Source organism: Pseudonocardia sp. (genome assembly GCF_050246655.1).
Classification (GTDB): Bacteria; Actinomycetota; Actinomycetes; order Mycobacteriales; family Pseudonocardiaceae; genus Pseudonocardia.
The window spans coordinates 25,481-40,967 of the sequence record NZ_JBFWVQ010000050.1 but is presented as its reverse complement, the minus strand read 5'-3'; the positions used below and the strand labels follow the sequence as shown (position 1 = coordinate 40,967).

The window sequence follows — 15,487 nt, the reverse complement described above, 5'->3', positions numbered from 1 at the left end:
ACCTGCTCAAGCTCTACCGCGCCCGTACCGCCACGAGCTGAACCACACGACGACCCGTCGATCCGACCTGACCGGAGCCCAGGCCTCAATCGCGCGCCGCCCTCCGCGCCCTTTGCGAAACAGGCTCCAGCGTGTCAACCGCGGGGCCGCTACCAGCGCAGAGTCACCGGCGGCCGGTCCGTCCCGATCTCGGCGACCTCCAGCTCGAAGGCACCGATCCACGCCTCGCCGTCGTCGGTCCGCTCGGGCACTTCGATGCGCGCGATGCCGAGCAGGTGTGCGCGGAACGCGCCCGGATCGGCCAGGCTGCCCGGCACCATCCGCGCCGGGTAGCGGCGGCCGTCCGGCCCGCGGAGCGTGATCGAACAGAAGCTCCCGGGCTGGAGAGCCGACGCGGCGGCTTCGGCACCGGCCGGAACCACCGGCTCGGAAACCGGAGCGATCTCGGGCTCGATAGCGGCGACCACACGGCGGGCGACCCGCGCCCGACCACGCTCGGCGACGGTCAGCAACCCCCACTCCTTCAGCAGCACCACCGCCCGCCCGGCCGTGGCAAGCGAGACCCCATGATCCGCGGCGAGATCGGCGGTCGCCGGCGCCTGGTCGCCCGGGACCAGCGCGCCCTCCTCGATGCGCCGGGCCACCGCGGCGGCGACCCGCTCGTACGGGTAGCGCGGCTCCTCCAGCACGCGCCGGACCGGGTCGACCTCGGCCGGCCGCTGCGGCATCCCCGCCCCCAGACCGCGCGCGGCCCGCTGATCGGCCTCGGACACCCACGCCGTGTAGGTCCGCAGCGTCGTCGTCCCACCGCCGCCGTGGCCGAGCCGGCCCGCCACCGTCCGCGGGTCGACCCCGGCGGCGATCAGCTCGGTCGCCGAGTAGTGCCGCAGCTTGTGGAAGGTCGTCTCGATCCCCAGCCGCACGGCGAGCCGGTCATACCTCTGCGTCACGCCGTCCGGGCGCGGGAACGTCGAGCCGTCCGGCGAGCCGGAGAACACGAACGCATCAGCGGGCATCTCGAAACCCAACTCGCGCGCCCGCTCGTCGCACCGGGCCAAGTGCTCGCGCAGCACGACGACCGTCTCCGGGTCGAGCGCCACCCGCCGCTGCTGGTGGGTCTTCAGCTCGGCCTCGACGAGCACCCCGAACTCGTCCCGGATGGCCTTGCGCAGCCACACGGTCTCGCGGCCCTGGTCGAGCGACAGCGACGACCGCCGGATCGCGCAGATCTCGCCGCGGCGGGCGCCGGTCGTCATCGTCGTCCACACCAGCGCGCCCCAGTCTGGATCCCGCCACGCCTCGGTGACGATCCGTGCCGCCTCGGCCGGAGTGGGCGGCTGCGGGTTCGGCTTCGGAGCGGGTGGAGGTTCGGCCTGCGAGACTGGCGAGACGGCCACCCACCGCCACCGGACGGCCCGCTTGTACGCCCCGGACAGGATGAAGTGCACGTGCCGCACCGACGACGCGGCCAGCGGCCGGCAGACGTGCGGCCCGCAGCGCTCGTCGCACTCGTGCCGGCGTGAGGTCCGGTGCTGGAAGGTCCGCCGACCCGAGCAGTGGTCCCGGCAGCGGCGCAGCTCGGCGTAGAACGAATCCAGCACGTCCGCGTCCAGCTCCCCGACCTTCAGGTGCCCCAGGAACGGCGAGACGTGCTTGCGGACGTGGCCGCGGTAGAGCCGCAGCGTGTTCGGCGCCCCGTCGAACTGCTCCAGGTAGCGCACGAGCAGCTGGTCGACCGTCGCCGACGTCCGTGGGTTGCGCTTCTCGGCGACCTCGGCGAGGAACCGGTCGCGGATCGCCTCCGCCTGCTGCCACGCCTTCGGGCCCGGCTCGACGACCTCGATGAGGTTGTGCCGCTTCTTGGTGACCGGATCGATCCCGGCGTAGACGCGGACCCGCAGGGCACCGCTCGGCAGCGTCTCGATGTTGCCGCGCGCCCGCGCTCGACCGGCCCGCGGACGCCCCGACATGGCCGGAGGGTAGCGCGTTCGTGCCACATGACGTGCCACATTCGATCAACTGCCGACCGCGCGACGAGCGTTCTTGCTGGTCAGCCTTGGAGCCGGAGGTCGGGATCGAACCGACGACCTACTGTTTACAAGACAGTTGCTCTACCACTGAGCTACACCGGCGGGCAGGCGGAAGTCTAGTCGCCGATGATGACGCGCAGGTCCAGGCGGTCACGTCACCGCGCCCGGCCGGTCAACAACTCCGGAGGCCGTCGGAGCGGCCCGGGTCGTACCAGGCGGCTCCTGGTCTCCGGGAGGTGGCGCAGTCGGGTCCGGGTGGTCGTGGGAGGGCACCGAGTGTCGGGATCGTTCCTAGCGCAACCAGCAGTCCGGCGGGCGCTCGATGTCCTCCACGAGCCAGTCGCCGAGCGCCTTGAGCAACGGACCGGGGTTCCTGCGGGACCGAGGGAACCGGCGGGCGCTGGTGAACAGCACCCTCAGTGGCGGGTCGCCGCGGCCCGCGAGCGGAGCGAAGTCGCGGACGTTCTCGGTCACCACCCGCCTGCCGTGCTCGACGGCCCATCGGGCGACCTGCGGGTCCGGCGCGGCCGCGAGAAGCGAATGCCCCGCCACCGCGACGACATCGAACCCGGCCGCGCCCAGCGAGACCGCCAACGCGGGCGCGAACATCTCGTCGAGGAGCAAGGCCTCCGGCGACCTTCTCGTCATGACGTGTCAGGCCAGCAGCGCCTGGCGCCGCTCCCATTCATGCTCCGCCCGCTCGGAGGCCGCCTGTGCCTCGGCGATCCAGGTGTCGATCTCCTCGGGGAATGCCGTGTAGTAGCCGATACCGGCCGAGATCGCGGACTCGGGGACCGCGAACACCTCGGCCGCGGCAGCGACCGCGGCGGCGCCCCGCTCGTCGATCTCGCGGAGGAACGACACCAGCTCCCATACGTCCGGGCCGACGACCAGTGCCGGTCTCCGACCGGCCGGACCGTCTCGGAAGACGATCCCCGGATGATCCGCCATCCGCAGTCCCTCGTCGACCAGCCGTTGAGCCAGGCCTGAGGCCGTGGAACCCGGCATCGATGCCGCGTGCTGACGCAGACGCGTCAGCACGTCCTGATCGAATCGGATGGACAGCGGAGCAGTCACGTAGCGATTGTAGCGTAGTCGCTACAGTCAGCTTGCTGCGTCCAGCCACTCCACGGTCTCGGCCCAGAACGGCGCGCCGCGGGCGCGGAAGTAACCGAAATGACCCATCGCAGCACCGGGCGGCGGCGTGACGTGCCGGTGCGTGAGCGTGACGCCCGGGTAGTGCGAGTGCAGGGCGTCGACGGCCTCACGGGAGGTGAAGGAGTCGTCGGCGAAGCTCCACGACAGCATCGGGACGACGAGCTTCGCGAACCCGGTGGTGTCGACGCCGTGGCGGGGATCGAACAGGTAGTCCCGGCTGAGTCCCCAGTCGCGCCAGGTGCGGATGACGGTGGTGGGCAGGTCGGACGAGCCGAGGCCGAGGCGCGACGTGGGGAAGGTCGGGCCGCGGGCGAACAGCGGGACGAGCACGCGCCACATCAGCTCGATGCGCACCCGGTTCCGCCACGGGTAGCGCGACGGGTGCGGCGCGCAGGACCCGACCAGCACGATCCCCGCCAGCTCGTCGGACGTGGGGGCCAGGCCGGGGAGCTGGCCGCCGAGGGAGTGCCCGACGAGGAAGACGGGGCCGCCCAGCTCGGAACGGGCGAGGCGCAGCGCGGCGTCGAGATCCCGCGATCCCCAGTGCTCCAGGGCGATCTCCCCGGGAGCGACCTCGGGTCCGGAGCCGTCGACGCCGCGGTAGTCGAACGTCACCGACCCGTACCCGCGCGCGGCCAGCGCATCGGCGAACCGGCCGTAGAACCGCCGCGGCACCCCGAGCGCCGAGCCGATCACGACGGCACCGCGCTCCCCGGGGCGCAGCGTCGCATTCAGGGTGACGCCGTCCTCGCAGCGCATCGGAACATCGGTCATGAGGCCGGGAAGAACGACTCGACCGACAGCTCGGCGACCGTGATGTCGCGGGCCGTGCCAAAGGTGGTGACGGTGGACAGGAACCGCAGCTCGCAGCCCCCGTGGCGCAGCACGAGCGGCACGAAGAGCCGGCCCGCCACGTCCTCGGCGGGCGGCGGGTCGGAGACCCCCGGGTAGCCGAGCAGCTCGTCGCGCAGGGCGACGAGCGCCGGATCGGCGGACGCGGCGATCTCGCGGTCGAGCCGCGCGAGCAGGTGCGCGGCCCATTCCGCGAAGTTGACGATCCGGGGCGCGAGGCCGTCGGGGTGCAGGGCCAGCCGCAACGCGTTGGGCCGTTCCAGGAGCGCAGGCGAGACGCCGGCGACCATCAGCTCCCGTGCGGCCGGGTTGGCGTCGACGACGTCCCAGTGCCGGTCGACGACCAGCGCCGGGTGCGGCTCGTGCCCGCGGACGATCGCGGCGACGGCCTCCCGCACGGGGGCCATCTCGGCGGCGTCGAGGGAGGTCCGGCGGTAGGCGGGGGCGAACCCGGCGGCGAGCAGCAAGGCGTTGCGGTCGCGCAGCGGGACGTCGAGGTGCTCGGCGAGGTGCAGCACGAGCTGGCGCGACGGCCTGGCCCGCCCGGTCTCGACGAAGCTCAGGTGCCGGGCGGACACGCCGGAGGCGCTGGCGAGGTCGAGCTGGCTGCGGCGGCGGCGCTGGCGCCAGTCCCTGAGCAGCACGCCGACGCGGGGCGGGGCGAGCGAGGCGGTCACGGGGAAGAGACGCTAACCGGGACGGGGAGGCGTCGCACTTACCCGGCAGGTAATCGCGGCGCCGCACCCCGCGGCCGCAGGCTCGTCGGCGTCACCGACGAGAGGAGCCCCACGATGAACGCACCGACCGCCACCGCCCCCCGCACCCTGCTGCACCTGGCCCTGCTCACCGACGCCGTCGTCACCGGCCTCAACGGTCTCGCCTACCTCGCGCTCGCCGGCCCGCTGCAGGACCTGCTCGGCCTGCCCACGGGCCCGATGCGGGCGGCCGGGGCGTTCCTGCTGGTGTTCACCGCCGCCGTCGCCTTCCTCGGGACGCGCCCGCGGCCGCCCCGCGGGGCGGTCCTCGCGGTCGTCGCGCTCAACGTCGCCTGGGTGGTCGGCAGCCTCGCCGTCGATGCCGAGACGGTGCTCGGGCAGGTCTGGGTGGTGGCGCAGGCCGTCGTCGTGGCGGCCTTCGCCGCGGTGCAGGCCTACGCGCTGCGTCGACGCTGAGCCACGCAGACGGGCCCGCACGGCAGTAGGCTCGCGGCCCGGGCGGCCGTTCGGACCGCCCGGGTGACAGGAGGGAGCACCGTGGCGGAGCCCGCAAGGGGCAGTGCCGATCGCTCAGCCGACTTCGTGGTGGTGGCCAACCGGCTGCCGGTCGACCTGGAGAAGCTCCCCGACGGGACGCAGCGCTGGAAGCGCTCCCCCGGCGGGCTGGTCACCGCGCTGGAGCCGATGCTGCGCCACCGCGACGGTGCCTGGGTGGGTTGGCCGGGGGTGCCCGACGCGGAGGTCGAGCCGCTGGTCGAGGACGGCCTGCAGCTGCACCCCGTGACGTTGTCGGCGCAGGACGTCGAGGACTACTACGAGGGCTTCTCCAACGCCACGCTGTGGCCGCTCTACCACGACGTCGTCGCCACCCCCACGTACCACCGCCACTGGTGGCAGGCCTATGTCCGGGTCAACGAGCGCTTCGCCTCGGCCACCGCTCGGGTCGCCGCCCAGGGTGCGACGGTGTGGGTGCAGGACTACCAGCTGCAGCTGCTGCCCGCCGCGCTGCGCCGCCGGCGCCCGGACCTGCGGATCGGCTTCTTCCTGCACATCCCGATGCCGCCCGTGGAGCTGTTCCTGCAGCTGCCGTGGCGGCGGGCGATCACCGAGGGGCTGCTCGGCGCGGACCTCGTCGGCTTCCACACCCCCGGCGGCGCGCGCAACTTCCGCACCCTCGCTGTGCGCCTCGGCGGGGCGAAACCGGCCGGACGCAGCGAGGTGGTCACCCGCGACGGGCGGACGGTCCGGTTCGGCGCGTTCCCGATCTCGATCGACTCGTCACACCTGGACGCCCTCTCCCGCGAGCCTGCGGTGATCGAGCGGGCCAAGCAGATCCGCATCGATCTCGGAAACCCCCGCCGGATCGTCCTCGGGGTGGACCGGCTGGACTACACCAAGGGCATCGACGTGCGGTTGCGCGCGTTCGAGGAGCTCCTCGCCGAGGGCCGCATCACGGCGGACGACGCCGTCATGATCCAGCTCGCCACGCCGAGCCGCGAGCGCGTCGACCACTACCAGCAGATGCGTGCGGACATCGAGCAGGCGGTCGGGCGGATCAACGGCGAGTACGGCCGGGTCGGCCACCCCGCGGTGCACTACCTGCACCAGTCGCTGCCGCGCGACGAGCTCGTGGCCTTCTTCCTGGCCGCGGACGTCATGCTCGTGACGCCCCTGCGGGACGGGATGAACCTGGTCGCGAAGGAGTACGTCGCCTGCCGCTCGGACGAGGGCGGCACGCTCGTGCTCTCGGAGTTCGCGGGCGCGGCGCTGGAGCTCAAGGACGCGCTCCTGGTCAACCCGTACGACATCGACGGGGTGAAGGACGCCATCGCGGCGGCACTCGCGATGTCGGCGCCGGAGGCGGGCAAGCGGATGCGCTCGCTGCGCCGCCAGGTGCTGAGCCACGACGTGGACCGCTGGGCACGGTCCTACCTGGACGCGCTGGGGCTGCCACCCGCGGAGGAGAAGCCGTGACCGAGCTCGCAGAAGCGGTGGCAAGGCTCGCGGCGGTCCCCCGGCTGCTGGTCGCGCTCGACTTCGACGGCGTGCTCGCCCCGATCGTCGAGGTGCCGTCGGCGGCGCGACCGCTGCCGGCGGCGGCCGCCGCCATCGGCAAGCTCGCGACGCTGCCCGACACGACCGTCGCCCTGCTGTCGGGGCGGGGTCTCGCCGACCTCGCCGCGGTGTCCGGGTTCGGCGCGCCCGTGCGGATGGTGGGCAGCCACGGCGGCGAGTTCGACGACGGCGCCGCCGTGCTCGACGACGACCGGGCCGCGCTCAAGGCCCGCCTCACCACCGAGTTGGAGTCGATCGTCGCAGGTGCGCCCGGGGTGGCGCTCGAGCACAAGCCCGCCGGGGTCGCGGTGCACGTCCGCAACGCCGCACCGGACGTCGGGACGCAGGTGCTGGACGCGGTGCGCACCGGGCCCGCGTCCTGGGCGGGGGTCGACGCCACCGCGGGCAAGGCGGTGCTCGATCTCGCCGTCCTGAAGGTGAGCAAGGGTGCGGCACTGGACACGTTGCGCGAGCGGATCGTCGCGGACGGCGTCCTGTTCGCGGGCGACGACGTCACCGACGAGACGGCGTTCGCCCGGCTGCGGCCCGGCGACGTGGGCGTGAAGGTCGGGGACGGCGAGACGGCCGCGGCGTACCGGGTGGCCGGCCCCCCCGACGTCGCCGTCCTGCTGGAGCGGCTGCTGGCGTTGCGCGCCTGAGCGCCCGCCTGCGCCGGGTCTGGAGGTCCCGCATGCGGGGACCTCCGGCCCTGACCGGGACCGCTCGGCACCACGGAGCCTGGAACCGGGGCCGAGACGTGGGGAGGGCCGATGACCGTCGCCGTGTCGCCGTCGGTGGCCGCGCACCACGGGCGGGAGGTCGGGGACGTCGCCCAGCTGCTCCGGACGGATCCGCAGCGCGGCCTACCTCGCGACGAGGTCGCGGCCCGGCGGGAACGGTTCGGGCCGAACGCGTTGCCCCCGGCCAAGGGACCGGGTCCGCTGCGGCGTTTCCTGCGCCAGTTCCACCACCCGTTGATCTACGTGCTGCTCGGCGCCGCCGCCGTCACCGCGGGACTCGGGGAGTACGTCGACTCGGCGGTGATCCTCGGCGTCGTGCTGCTCAACGCGGTCGTCGGCTTCGTCCAGGAGGCGAAGGCCGAGGCGGCGCTCGAGGGCCTGCGGTCACTGGTCCGCACCCGGGCGGTGGTGATCCGCGAGGGTCACCGGGAGACCGTGCCGTCCGACGAGCTCGTCCCCGGCGACCTCGTCGTGCTCGATGCGGGCGACAAGGTGCCTGCCGACCTGCGGCTGGCCCGGCAGGCGGAGCTGCGGATCGACGAGTCGGCTCTGACCGGGGAGTCGCTGCCGGCGAGCAAGGACGAGGCGGTGCTCCCCGAGGCGATCCCGGTGGCCGACCGCCGCAACATGGCCTACTCCGGCTCCCTGGTCACCACGGGCAGCGGCGCCGGGGTGGTGGTCGCCACGGGCGGCGACACCGAGCTGGGCAAGATCCACAGGCTGGTCGGCGGCGCCGCGAACCTGGCGACCCCGCTGACCCGCAAGCTCGCCGAGTTCTCCAGGATCCTCACCGTCGCCATCCTCGCCCTGGCCGCGGCCACGTTCGGGGTGGGCCTGCTGCGGGGCCAGGACGCGGCGGAGACCTTCACCGCAGCGGTTGCCCTCGCGGTCGGCGCGATCCCCGAGGGGCTCCCGGCCGCGGTCACCGTCACCCTGGCCATCGGCGTGGCCCGGATGGCGCGGCGGCGCGCGGTGATCCGGCGGCTGCCCGCGGTGGAGACGCTGGGCAGCACGACGGCGATCTGCTCGGACAAGACCGGCACGCTCAGCGAGAACCAGATGACCGTGCAGGCCCTGTGGACCCCCGACGCGCGCTACGAGGTGACCGGCTCGGGCTACCGCCCGGAGGGGGAGTTCCTGCGCGGCGGCTTCCCCGTGCCCGCGGGCTCGGACCAGGCGCTGCGCTGGTCGTTGCTCGGCGGCGCCTGCTGCAACGACGCCGAGCTCCGCCAGGTGGACGGCAGATGGGAGGTCGTCGGCGATCCCACCGAGGGCGCCATGCGGGTGGCCGCGGCCAAGGCCGGGTTCGGCACCGACCTGATCGCGGAGCTGCTCCCCCGGGTCGCGACGATCCCGTTCAGCTCCGAACGCCAGTACATGGCGACCCTGCACCGGGACGCCCGAGACACTACGTCCGGGCTCGTGCTGGCCAAGGGGGCCGTGGAGCGGGTCATGGACCTGTGCGGCGCCCAGCTGGGCGCCGACGGCACCGTCCGGCCCCTTGACCGCGCCACCGTGACGCGCGCGGCGGAGGAGCTGGCGGGCCGGGGCCTGCGGGTCCTGGCGACGGCGATGCGGCCGGCCGGATCCGGACCTGACGGGTTCGACGAGGACACGCTGCCCCTGACCATGACCCTGACCGGCCTGCAGGCGATGCACGACCCGCCTCGCGCCGCAGCAGGCGCCGCGGTGGCGGCCTGCCGCACCGCGGGCATCGCCGTGAAGATGATCACCGGAGACCACGCCGCCACCGCCACGGCGCTCGCCGGTCAGGTCGGCCTGCTCGACGGGCGGGAGCGCGGCGGGCAGGCGGTGCTGACCGGCGCCGACCTGGCTGCACTACCCGCCGAGGAGCTGCCCGACGCCGTGGACCGGGCGACGGTGTTCGCGCGGGTCTCCCCCGAGCAGAAGCTGCGGCTGGTGGAGGCGTTGCAGGCGCGCGGTCACGTGGTCGCGATGACCGGCGACGGCGTCAACGACGCGCCGGCGCTGCAGCAGGCCGACATCGGGGTGGCCATGGGTGCGGGCGGGACCGAGGTCGCGAAGGACGCCGCCGACATGGTGCTCACCGACGACGACTTCGCCACGATCGAGGCCGCCGTCGAAGAGGGCCGCGGCGTGTTCGACAACCTCACCAAGTTCATCGCCTGGACGCTCCCGACGAACATCGGGGAGGGTCTGGTCATCCTGGTCGCGATCGCGCTCGGCGCTGCGCTGCCGATCCTGCCCACCCAGATCCTGTGGATCAACATGACCACCGCCGTCGCGCTGGGGCTGATGCTCGCCTTCGAGCCCAAGGAGGCCGGGATCATGACCCGGCCACCCCGGGAGCCGGACGAGCCGCTGCTCACCCGCGCCCTGATGGTGCGGATCCTGCTGGTGTCCGCGCTGCTCGTCGGCGGGTCGTGGTGGCTGTTCGAGTGGGAGCTCGCCCACGGGGCCGGCCTGGCCGAAGCCCGCACCGCGGCGCTGAACCTGTTCGTCGTCGTGCAGGCGCTCTACCTCTTCAGCTGCCGGTCGCTCTCCCGCTCGGCGTGGCGGATCGGCCTGTTCTCCAACCGCTGGATCATCGTCGGCGTCGCCGTGCAGGCGGTCTGCCAGCTCGCCCTCACCTACCTGCCCGCCATGAACGCGCTGTTCGGAACCGCACCGATCGGGGTGGACGTGTGGCTGCGGATCCTCGCCGTCGCCGTGGCGACCAGCCTCGTGGTGGCGGTCGAGAAACGGCTTCGGCGGACGCACCGGTGAGCCGGACCGCCAGGCCGGCGCGGCCGGGCGCCCGGGTCTCAGAGACCGGAGAACCAGCGCTCCGCCTGCCGCGGCGCACCGCTCGTCGTCCCGACGACCAGCTCCGTCGGCAGGATGACACGGCGCGGGCGGTTGCGCTCCCCGCGTTCCAGCAGCAGCTCGCCCGCGACGCGGCCCTTCTCCCGCACCGGCTGGCGGACGGTCGTGAGGCCCGCACGGACGGCTTCGGGGACCCCGTCGAAGCCGGTGATGGTGAGGTCTCCGGGTACGGAGAGCCCGCGCTGGGTGGCGTGGCGCAGTGCACCGAGAGCGAGGATGTCCGACGTGCAGACGACCGCGGTGACCTCGGGATGGTGGGCCATCAGCTCGGCCACCCCGCTCACCCCGGCGTCCACGCTGTGCTCGAAGCGCTCGACGACGGGCACGTCCGCCCACTCGACACCCGCCTCGGCGAGCCCGGTGCGCAGGCCGGCGAGCCGGGCCCGCTGCACGGGGTAGGTGGTGTAGGCCTGGCGCGCGGAATCGGCGAGACCGTCCTGGCGCTGGGGGCCGAGCCGCATGCAGACGACGCCGACGCGCCGGTGTCCGAGCCCCGCGAGATGGCGCGCGAGGCCCAGCATGGCGGCCTCGTCGTCCACGCCGACGCGGTCCACGCCCTCGATGTTCATCGGCTGGTCGCAGACGACCGTGGGGACGGGTCGCTCGAGGACGGCGAGGAAGTGGGGGTCGTCGTCGCGGACGGAGTAGACGACGAACCCGTCCACCCCCGCCTGGTGGACGGGTGTGACGTCCGCGTGCTCGGGGCTCACCGGGACCAGCAGCAGGCCCTGCCCGGCCTTCTCGCAGGCCAGGGCGAGGCCTTCGAGGAACCCGGTGGCGGCGGGGTCGCGGAAGGCGTAGGACAGCGCCTCGGTGAGCAACAGGCCGACCGCGCCGGCCCGGCGGGTGCGCAGGGACCGCGCGACGGGGTCCGGGCCCGGGTAGCCCAGGCGGCGCGCGGCCTCGAGGACGCGGGCCCGCAGGGGCGCCGAGAGCTGGTCGGGCCGGTTGTAGGCGTTCGACACCGTGGTCCGCGACACGCCGAGCTCCGCGGCCAGCGAGGCCAGCGTGGCCGGGCGGCGAACGTTCGGGGGCCGGGACACGCTCGAACCGTAACGGTTCAGTGCCGATGGGGAAAAGTCTGCGGAGCGTGATCGGTGACCGCGCGGTAGAGTGAAAGCGACAACGGTTTTCATGATCTGTAGGGAGTCCGCTCGATGCGCCCACTTCGCGCCCTCCTCCCGCTGGCCGCCGCCCTCCTGCTGGCCGGCTGCGGGACCGCCGAGCAGGCCCCGGCGCCCGCGACCCCACCCGGCCCCACGGTCGTGGCCTCGACGAACGTGTACGGCGCGATCGCCAGGGCCGTCGGCGGCGACCGCATCACCGTCACGTCCCTGATCACCGATCCCACCGCCGATCCGCACTCCTACGAGAGCACCCCGGCCGACGCGGTCGAGGTCGCGGGCGCGGACCTCGTCGTGCGCAACGGCGGCGGCTACGACGACTTCATGACCCGCCTCGTCGAATCCGCGGGGAGCACGCCGACGGTCGTGGACGCGACCGCCGTCTCCGGCCTCGCCCCCGCCGATGCGACCGACGACGGGCACGGGCACGGCGACTTCAACGAGCACGTCTGGTACAGCCTGCCCACGGTGCAGAAGGTCGCCGACCGGCTCGCCGCCGACCTCGCCACGTTGGATCCAGCCGGCGCGGCCACCTACACCGCGAACGCCCGGACGTTCGGCGAGCAGGTCGGGCAGCTGGAGCAGGAGGCCGCCGCCATCGGCGCCGCCGCGCCCGGCGCCGCCGTCGCCGTCACCGAGCCTCTTCCCGGCTACCTGCTGCAGACCGCCGGTCTCACCGACGCCACCCCGGAGGAGTTCAGCGAGGCCGTCGAGGAGGACACCGACCCGCCCGCCGCAGCCGTCGCGCAGACCATGGCGCTGTTCCAGGGCCCGCAACGGGTGCGGGCGCTCGTCGTCGACGCGCAGACCGTGACGCCTACCACGCAGCAGGTTCGCGGGGCCGCCGAGGCCGCGGGCGTGCCGGTGGTGGAGATGACGGAGACGCTGCCGGAGGGCCAGGCAGACTACGTGGCGTGGATGGCCGGTCAGGTCGACGCGCTGGCGAGCGCGGTGGGCGCTCCGAGGTGAGCGAGGTGAGCACCGTGGACAACACGGTGACCACGGTGAGCTCGAGCGGCCCGGTCGCGGCCCCGGCATCGACGGCCGGATCGATCCCCGGACCGTCAGCGCCCGCCGCCGTGTCGCTGCGGGGCGCCGCCGTCCGGTTCGGGACCCGGACCCTGTGGTCCGGCCTCGATCTCGACATCGCCCCGGGCGAGTTCGTCGCCGTCCTGGGCCCGAACGGCTCAGGCAAGACGACGCTGGTCAAGGTGCTGCTCGGGCTGCTTCCCCTCGCCGAGGGCGAGGTGCGGATCGCGGGGCGCACTCCCCGGCGCGGGAGCCCCGCGATCGGCTACATCCCCCAGCAGAAGGCGTTCGAGCCGGACCTGCCGCTGCGCGGGCGCGACCTGGTCGGCCTCGGCCTGGACGGGCACCGCTGGGGCACGGGTGGGCGCGGGCGGGCGGTGCGGCGCGCGAAGGTGGCCGCCGCGCTCGCGGCGGTGGAGGGCAGCGCCTACGCGGACTCCCCCATCGGCATGCTCTCCGGCGGCGAGCAGCAGCGGCTCCGGATCGCGCAGGCCCTCGTGGGAGAACCGGAGGTGCTGCTCTGCGACGAGCCGCTGCTGTCACTGGACCTCGCCCACCAGCGGGTCGTGACCGATCTCGTGGACGCCCGGCGACGCGCGGCGGGCACGGCCGTGCTGTTCGTCACCCATGAGATCAACCCGGTCCTGCCGCTGGTGGACCGCGTGCTGTACCTGGCGGGGGGCCGGTTCCGGATCGGGCCGGTCGAGGAGGTGATGACCTCGCCGGTGCTCTCGGAGCTGTTCGGCACCCAGGTGGACGTGCTGCAGGTGCGGGATCGACTCGTCGTGATCGGCGCGGACACCGCGAGCTGTCACGGGGACGGGCCGTGGACCGCCTGATCAGCTTCGAGGGCCTCAGCGAGCTGCTCGCGATCCCGTTCGTGCAGCACGCACTGCTCGCGTGTGCCGTGCTGGGGTTGGTCGCGGGGGTCCTGGCGCCGCTGATCGTGGCGAGGGGGATGTCGTTCGCGGTGCACGGCACGGCGGAGCTCGCGTTCACCGGCGGCGCGGCGGCGCTGCTCGTCGGCGTCTCGGTCGGGCTCGGCGCGGTGGTGGCCGCGGTGATCGCCGGGGCGGTGTTCGGGCTCCTGGGGCTGCGCCAGCGCGAGCGGGACTCCGTCATCGGCGTGGTGCTGGCCTTCGGACTCGGGCTCGGCGTGCTGCTGCTCGCCCTCTACAGCGGCCGGGCGTCGAACAAGTTCGGGCTGCTCACCGGCTCGATCGTGGCCGTGGACTCCGCGAACCTCGCGCTGCTCGCCGTCGTCGCGGTGCTCGTGCTGGGCACCCTGGCGGCGATCCACCGGCCGCTGCTGTTCGCCAGCGCGGATCCCGAGGTGGCGCAGGCGCGCGGCGTGCCGGTCGGCGCGCTGTCGGTGGTGTTCGCGGTGCTCGTCGGCCTCACGACGGCGCTGGCGGTGCCGATCGTCGGCGCGATCCTCGTGCTCTCGGTGATGATCGCACCGGGCGCCGCGGCCGCGCGGGTCACGGCCTCACCGGTGGTGGCGACCGTCCTGGCCGTCGTGTTCGCCGAGGCGGCGCTGCTGGGCGGCACCGTGCTGTCGCTCGCCCCCGGACTGCCGATCTCGGGCTACGTCGCGGCGCTGAGCTTCGCGATCTACCTGGGCTGCCGGGCGGTGGCGCGAGCACGGGCGTGAGACGGCGTTCGCGCTCTCGTTCAGTCACGCAGCCGTGCCGTCCTCGCCGTAGTCGACCTCGCGCCCGGGCCGCGCGAGATCGTCGGTGTGATCGGACAGGTGGCAGCGGGCGGAGCGCGCTGTTGCGGATCCTGTCCCGCGCGCTCGCCCCGCCCACCGGCGTCGTCAGCCTGGACGAGCTGGCGTCGGCCATGCTGGGTCCAGCTGAGGTGGCCCGGGCGCATGCTCGCCGCGGGGCTGGGGGTCGAGTTGCCGTTCGTCGCGGTGGAACTGGTGCTGGGGAGCCGCGCGCGGCACCCGTCCACGATGCGGCTCCGCCCGCCTCGCATAGGCCACCGCCAGACCTCGGAGAGCTCCGACACGCCCCGCAGAGGCCGCCGCCAAGCCTCGCAGAGCTCCGACACGCCCCCGCAGAGGCCGCCGCCAGACCTCGCAGAGCTCCGGCACACCTCGCAGAGGCCGCCGCCAGACCTCGCAGAGCTCCAGCCCGCCTCGCAGAGGCCGCCGCCAAGCCTCGCAGAGCTCCGGCACGCCCCGCAGAGGCTGCAGCACCTGCGAAGCGTGTTCGTCCCCTGCGAAGGCTCGCCGCACGGCGCCGCGCCGCCCACGCGCCCACCGCTGGCGCCGCATCTGCCCCGGCGCGCTGGCCGCCCGGTCACCACCCACCGGCCGGCCCACCGGCGGGCCCGCCGACCTATCCCACCGCGCCCCCGGCCCACCGGCCTCGCCGCCCCTTGCCCCACCAGCGCCGCCGCCCCGCCGCAGGCCGCCGGACCTCGCAGAGCTCCGGCCCGCCCCGCAGAGGCCGCCGCCAGACCTCGCAGAGCTCCAGCCCGCCCCGCAGAGGCCGCCGCCAGACCTCGCAGAGCTCCGGCACGCCCCGCAGAGGCTGCAGCACCTGCGAAGCGTGTTCGTCCCCTGCGAGGTCCCGCCGCACGGCGCCGCGCGCCCACCGCCGGCGCGGCGCCCCGTCGGGCATCGCGCGGCGACAACCCGGGACGCAGTAGGCGGCCATCCTTCTCCAGGCCGTCGGATCTTCTCCAGGCCGTCGAACTCCACACGGCGGCCGAGCACGCGCTGCTCGCGACGTTGCGCGAGTTCGGTGGCGCCCACGTGGCCCACCCGCCCGTTCACCACGCTGTCCGCCGGCGACCGCCAGCGCGTGCTCATCGCCCGGGCGCTGGCGCGACGGGCCCGAGATCCTCGACCTCGTGGCACGGCTCGGGTTGGCCACAGCTCGGGTTGGCCACAGCTCGGGTTGGCCACAGCTCGGGTTGGCCAC

Annotated in this window: 13 protein-coding genes and 1 tRNA gene; 7 read left to right on the top strand and 7 right to left on the bottom strand. The window is 74.1% G+C overall.

The window, feature by feature from the left end; translation table 11 throughout:
• Window positions 1-149 precede the first annotated feature (149 nt).
• The 6 genes from AB7J25_RS17225 to AB7J25_RS17200 all read right to left on the bottom strand — a co-directional run bounded on the left by AB7J25_RS17225 (window position 150) and on the right by AB7J25_RS17200 (window position 4,717).
• A complete protein-coding gene (locus AB7J25_RS17225; protein WP_428510200.1) occupies window positions 150-1,970 on the bottom strand; it encodes a tyrosine-type recombinase/integrase in 1,821 nt (606 codons plus the stop codon).
• Between the two features lie 87 nt (window positions 1,971-2,057).
• Window positions 2,058-2,132: transfer RNA gene (locus AB7J25_RS17220), tRNA-Thr, on the bottom strand.
• Between the two features lie 189 nt (window positions 2,133-2,321).
• Entirely contained in the window at window positions 2,322-2,678 is a 357-nt protein-coding gene (locus tag AB7J25_RS17215) for a DUF5615 family PIN-like protein (RefSeq protein WP_428510198.1), read from the bottom strand.
• A gap of 6 nt (window positions 2,679-2,684) precedes the next feature.
• The gene (locus tag AB7J25_RS17210; RefSeq protein ID WP_428510196.1) at window positions 2,685-2,981 is read right to left on the bottom strand and encodes a hypothetical protein; all 297 of its coding nucleotides are present in this window, start codon (window positions 2,979-2,981) and stop codon (window positions 2,685-2,687) included.
• Window positions 2,982-3,134: 153 nt separating this feature from the next.
• Window positions 3,135-3,962: an alpha/beta hydrolase family protein gene (locus AB7J25_RS17205; RefSeq protein ID WP_428510194.1), complete on the bottom strand. Its 828-nt coding sequence runs from the start codon at window positions 3,960-3,962 to the stop codon at window positions 3,135-3,137.
• Window positions 3,959-4,717 carry a helix-turn-helix domain-containing protein gene (locus AB7J25_RS17200; RefSeq protein ID WP_428510192.1) on the bottom strand — a complete coding sequence of 253 codons (759 nt, stop codon included), beginning with the start codon at window positions 4,715-4,717 and terminating at the stop codon, window positions 3,959-3,961. The genes AB7J25_RS17205 and AB7J25_RS17200 overlap by 4 nt, the downstream gene beginning before the upstream one ends.
• Window positions 4,718-4,831: 114 nt before the next feature.
• Here AB7J25_RS17200 and AB7J25_RS17195 point away from each other — a divergent pair, with 114 nt between their 5' ends.
• From AB7J25_RS17195 to AB7J25_RS17180, 4 genes are all read left to right on the top strand, one after another.
• Complete coding sequence (locus tag AB7J25_RS17195; RefSeq protein WP_428510190.1) at window positions 4,832-5,212, top strand: hypothetical protein; 381 nt, start codon at window positions 4,832-4,834, stop codon at window positions 5,210-5,212.
• A gap of 81 nt (window positions 5,213-5,293) precedes the next feature.
• On the top strand, window positions 5,294-6,730 hold the full coding sequence (locus AB7J25_RS17190) for an alpha,alpha-trehalose-phosphate synthase (UDP-forming) (protein ID WP_428510188.1): 1,437 nt from the start codon (window positions 5,294-5,296) through the stop codon (window positions 6,728-6,730).
• Window positions 6,727-7,470, top strand: coding sequence for a trehalose-phosphatase (gene otsB, locus AB7J25_RS17185; protein WP_428510186.1), 744 nt, complete (start codon window positions 6,727-6,729; stop codon window positions 7,468-7,470). The genes AB7J25_RS17190 and otsB overlap by 4 nt, the downstream gene beginning before the upstream one ends.
• A gap of 111 nt (window positions 7,471-7,581) precedes the next feature.
• A complete protein-coding gene (locus tag AB7J25_RS17180; RefSeq protein ID WP_428510184.1) occupies window positions 7,582-10,299 on the top strand; it encodes a cation-transporting P-type ATPase in 2,718 nt (905 codons plus the stop codon).
• A 38-nt stretch (window positions 10,300-10,337) separates the two neighbouring features.
• Here the strand turns inward: AB7J25_RS17180 and AB7J25_RS17175 are convergent, their stop codons facing one another.
• Window positions 10,338-11,441, bottom strand: coding sequence for a LacI family DNA-binding transcriptional regulator (locus AB7J25_RS17175; protein ID WP_428510182.1), 1,104 nt, complete (start codon window positions 11,439-11,441; stop codon window positions 10,338-10,340).
• A 114-nt stretch (window positions 11,442-11,555) separates the two neighbouring features.
• On the opposite strand from AB7J25_RS17175, the gene AB7J25_RS17170 reads away from it, so the two are divergent.
• The 3 genes from AB7J25_RS17170 to AB7J25_RS17160 all read left to right on the top strand — a co-directional run bounded on the left by AB7J25_RS17170 (window position 11,556) and on the right by AB7J25_RS17160 (window position 14,205).
• The gene (locus tag AB7J25_RS17170) at window positions 11,556-12,491 is read left to right on the top strand and encodes a metal ABC transporter solute-binding protein, Zn/Mn family (RefSeq protein WP_428510180.1); all 936 of its coding nucleotides are present in this window, start codon (window positions 11,556-11,558) and stop codon (window positions 12,489-12,491) included.
• 83 nt (window positions 12,492-12,574) lie between these two features.
• Window positions 12,575-13,390, top strand: coding sequence for a metal ABC transporter ATP-binding protein (locus AB7J25_RS17165; RefSeq protein ID WP_428510202.1), 816 nt, complete (start codon window positions 12,575-12,577; stop codon window positions 13,388-13,390).
• The gene (locus AB7J25_RS17160; RefSeq protein WP_428510178.1) at window positions 13,378-14,205 is read left to right on the top strand and encodes a metal ABC transporter permease; all 828 of its coding nucleotides are present in this window, start codon (window positions 13,378-13,380) and stop codon (window positions 14,203-14,205) included. The genes AB7J25_RS17165 and AB7J25_RS17160 overlap by 13 nt, the downstream gene beginning before the upstream one ends.
• Window positions 14,206-15,487: the final 1,282 nt, after the last annotated feature.

Coding starts and splice junctions, on each gene's coding strand:
- AB7J25_RS17225 (WP_428510200.1), bottom strand. CDS start 1,970: ATGTCGGGGCGTCCGCGGGCCGGTCGAGCGCGGGCGCGCGGCAACATC.
- AB7J25_RS17215 (WP_428510198.1), bottom strand. CDS start 2,678: ATGACGAGAAGGTCGCCGGAGGCCTTGCTCCTCGACGAGATGTTCGCG.
- AB7J25_RS17210 (WP_428510196.1), bottom strand. CDS start 2,981: ATGGCGGATCATCCGGGGATCGTCTTCCGAGACGGTCCGGCCGGTCGG.
- AB7J25_RS17205 (WP_428510194.1), bottom strand. CDS start 3,962: ATGACCGATGTTCCGATGCGCTGCGAGGACGGCGTCACCCTGAATGCG.
- AB7J25_RS17195 (WP_428510190.1), top strand. CDS start 4,832: ATGAACGCACCGACCGCCACCGCCCCCCGCACCCTGCTGCACCTGGCC.
- AB7J25_RS17180 (WP_428510184.1), top strand. CDS start 7,582: ATGACCGTCGCCGTGTCGCCGTCGGTGGCCGCGCACCACGGGCGGGAG.
- AB7J25_RS17170 (WP_428510180.1), top strand. CDS start 11,556: ATGCGCCCACTTCGCGCCCTCCTCCCGCTGGCCGCCGCCCTCCTGCTG.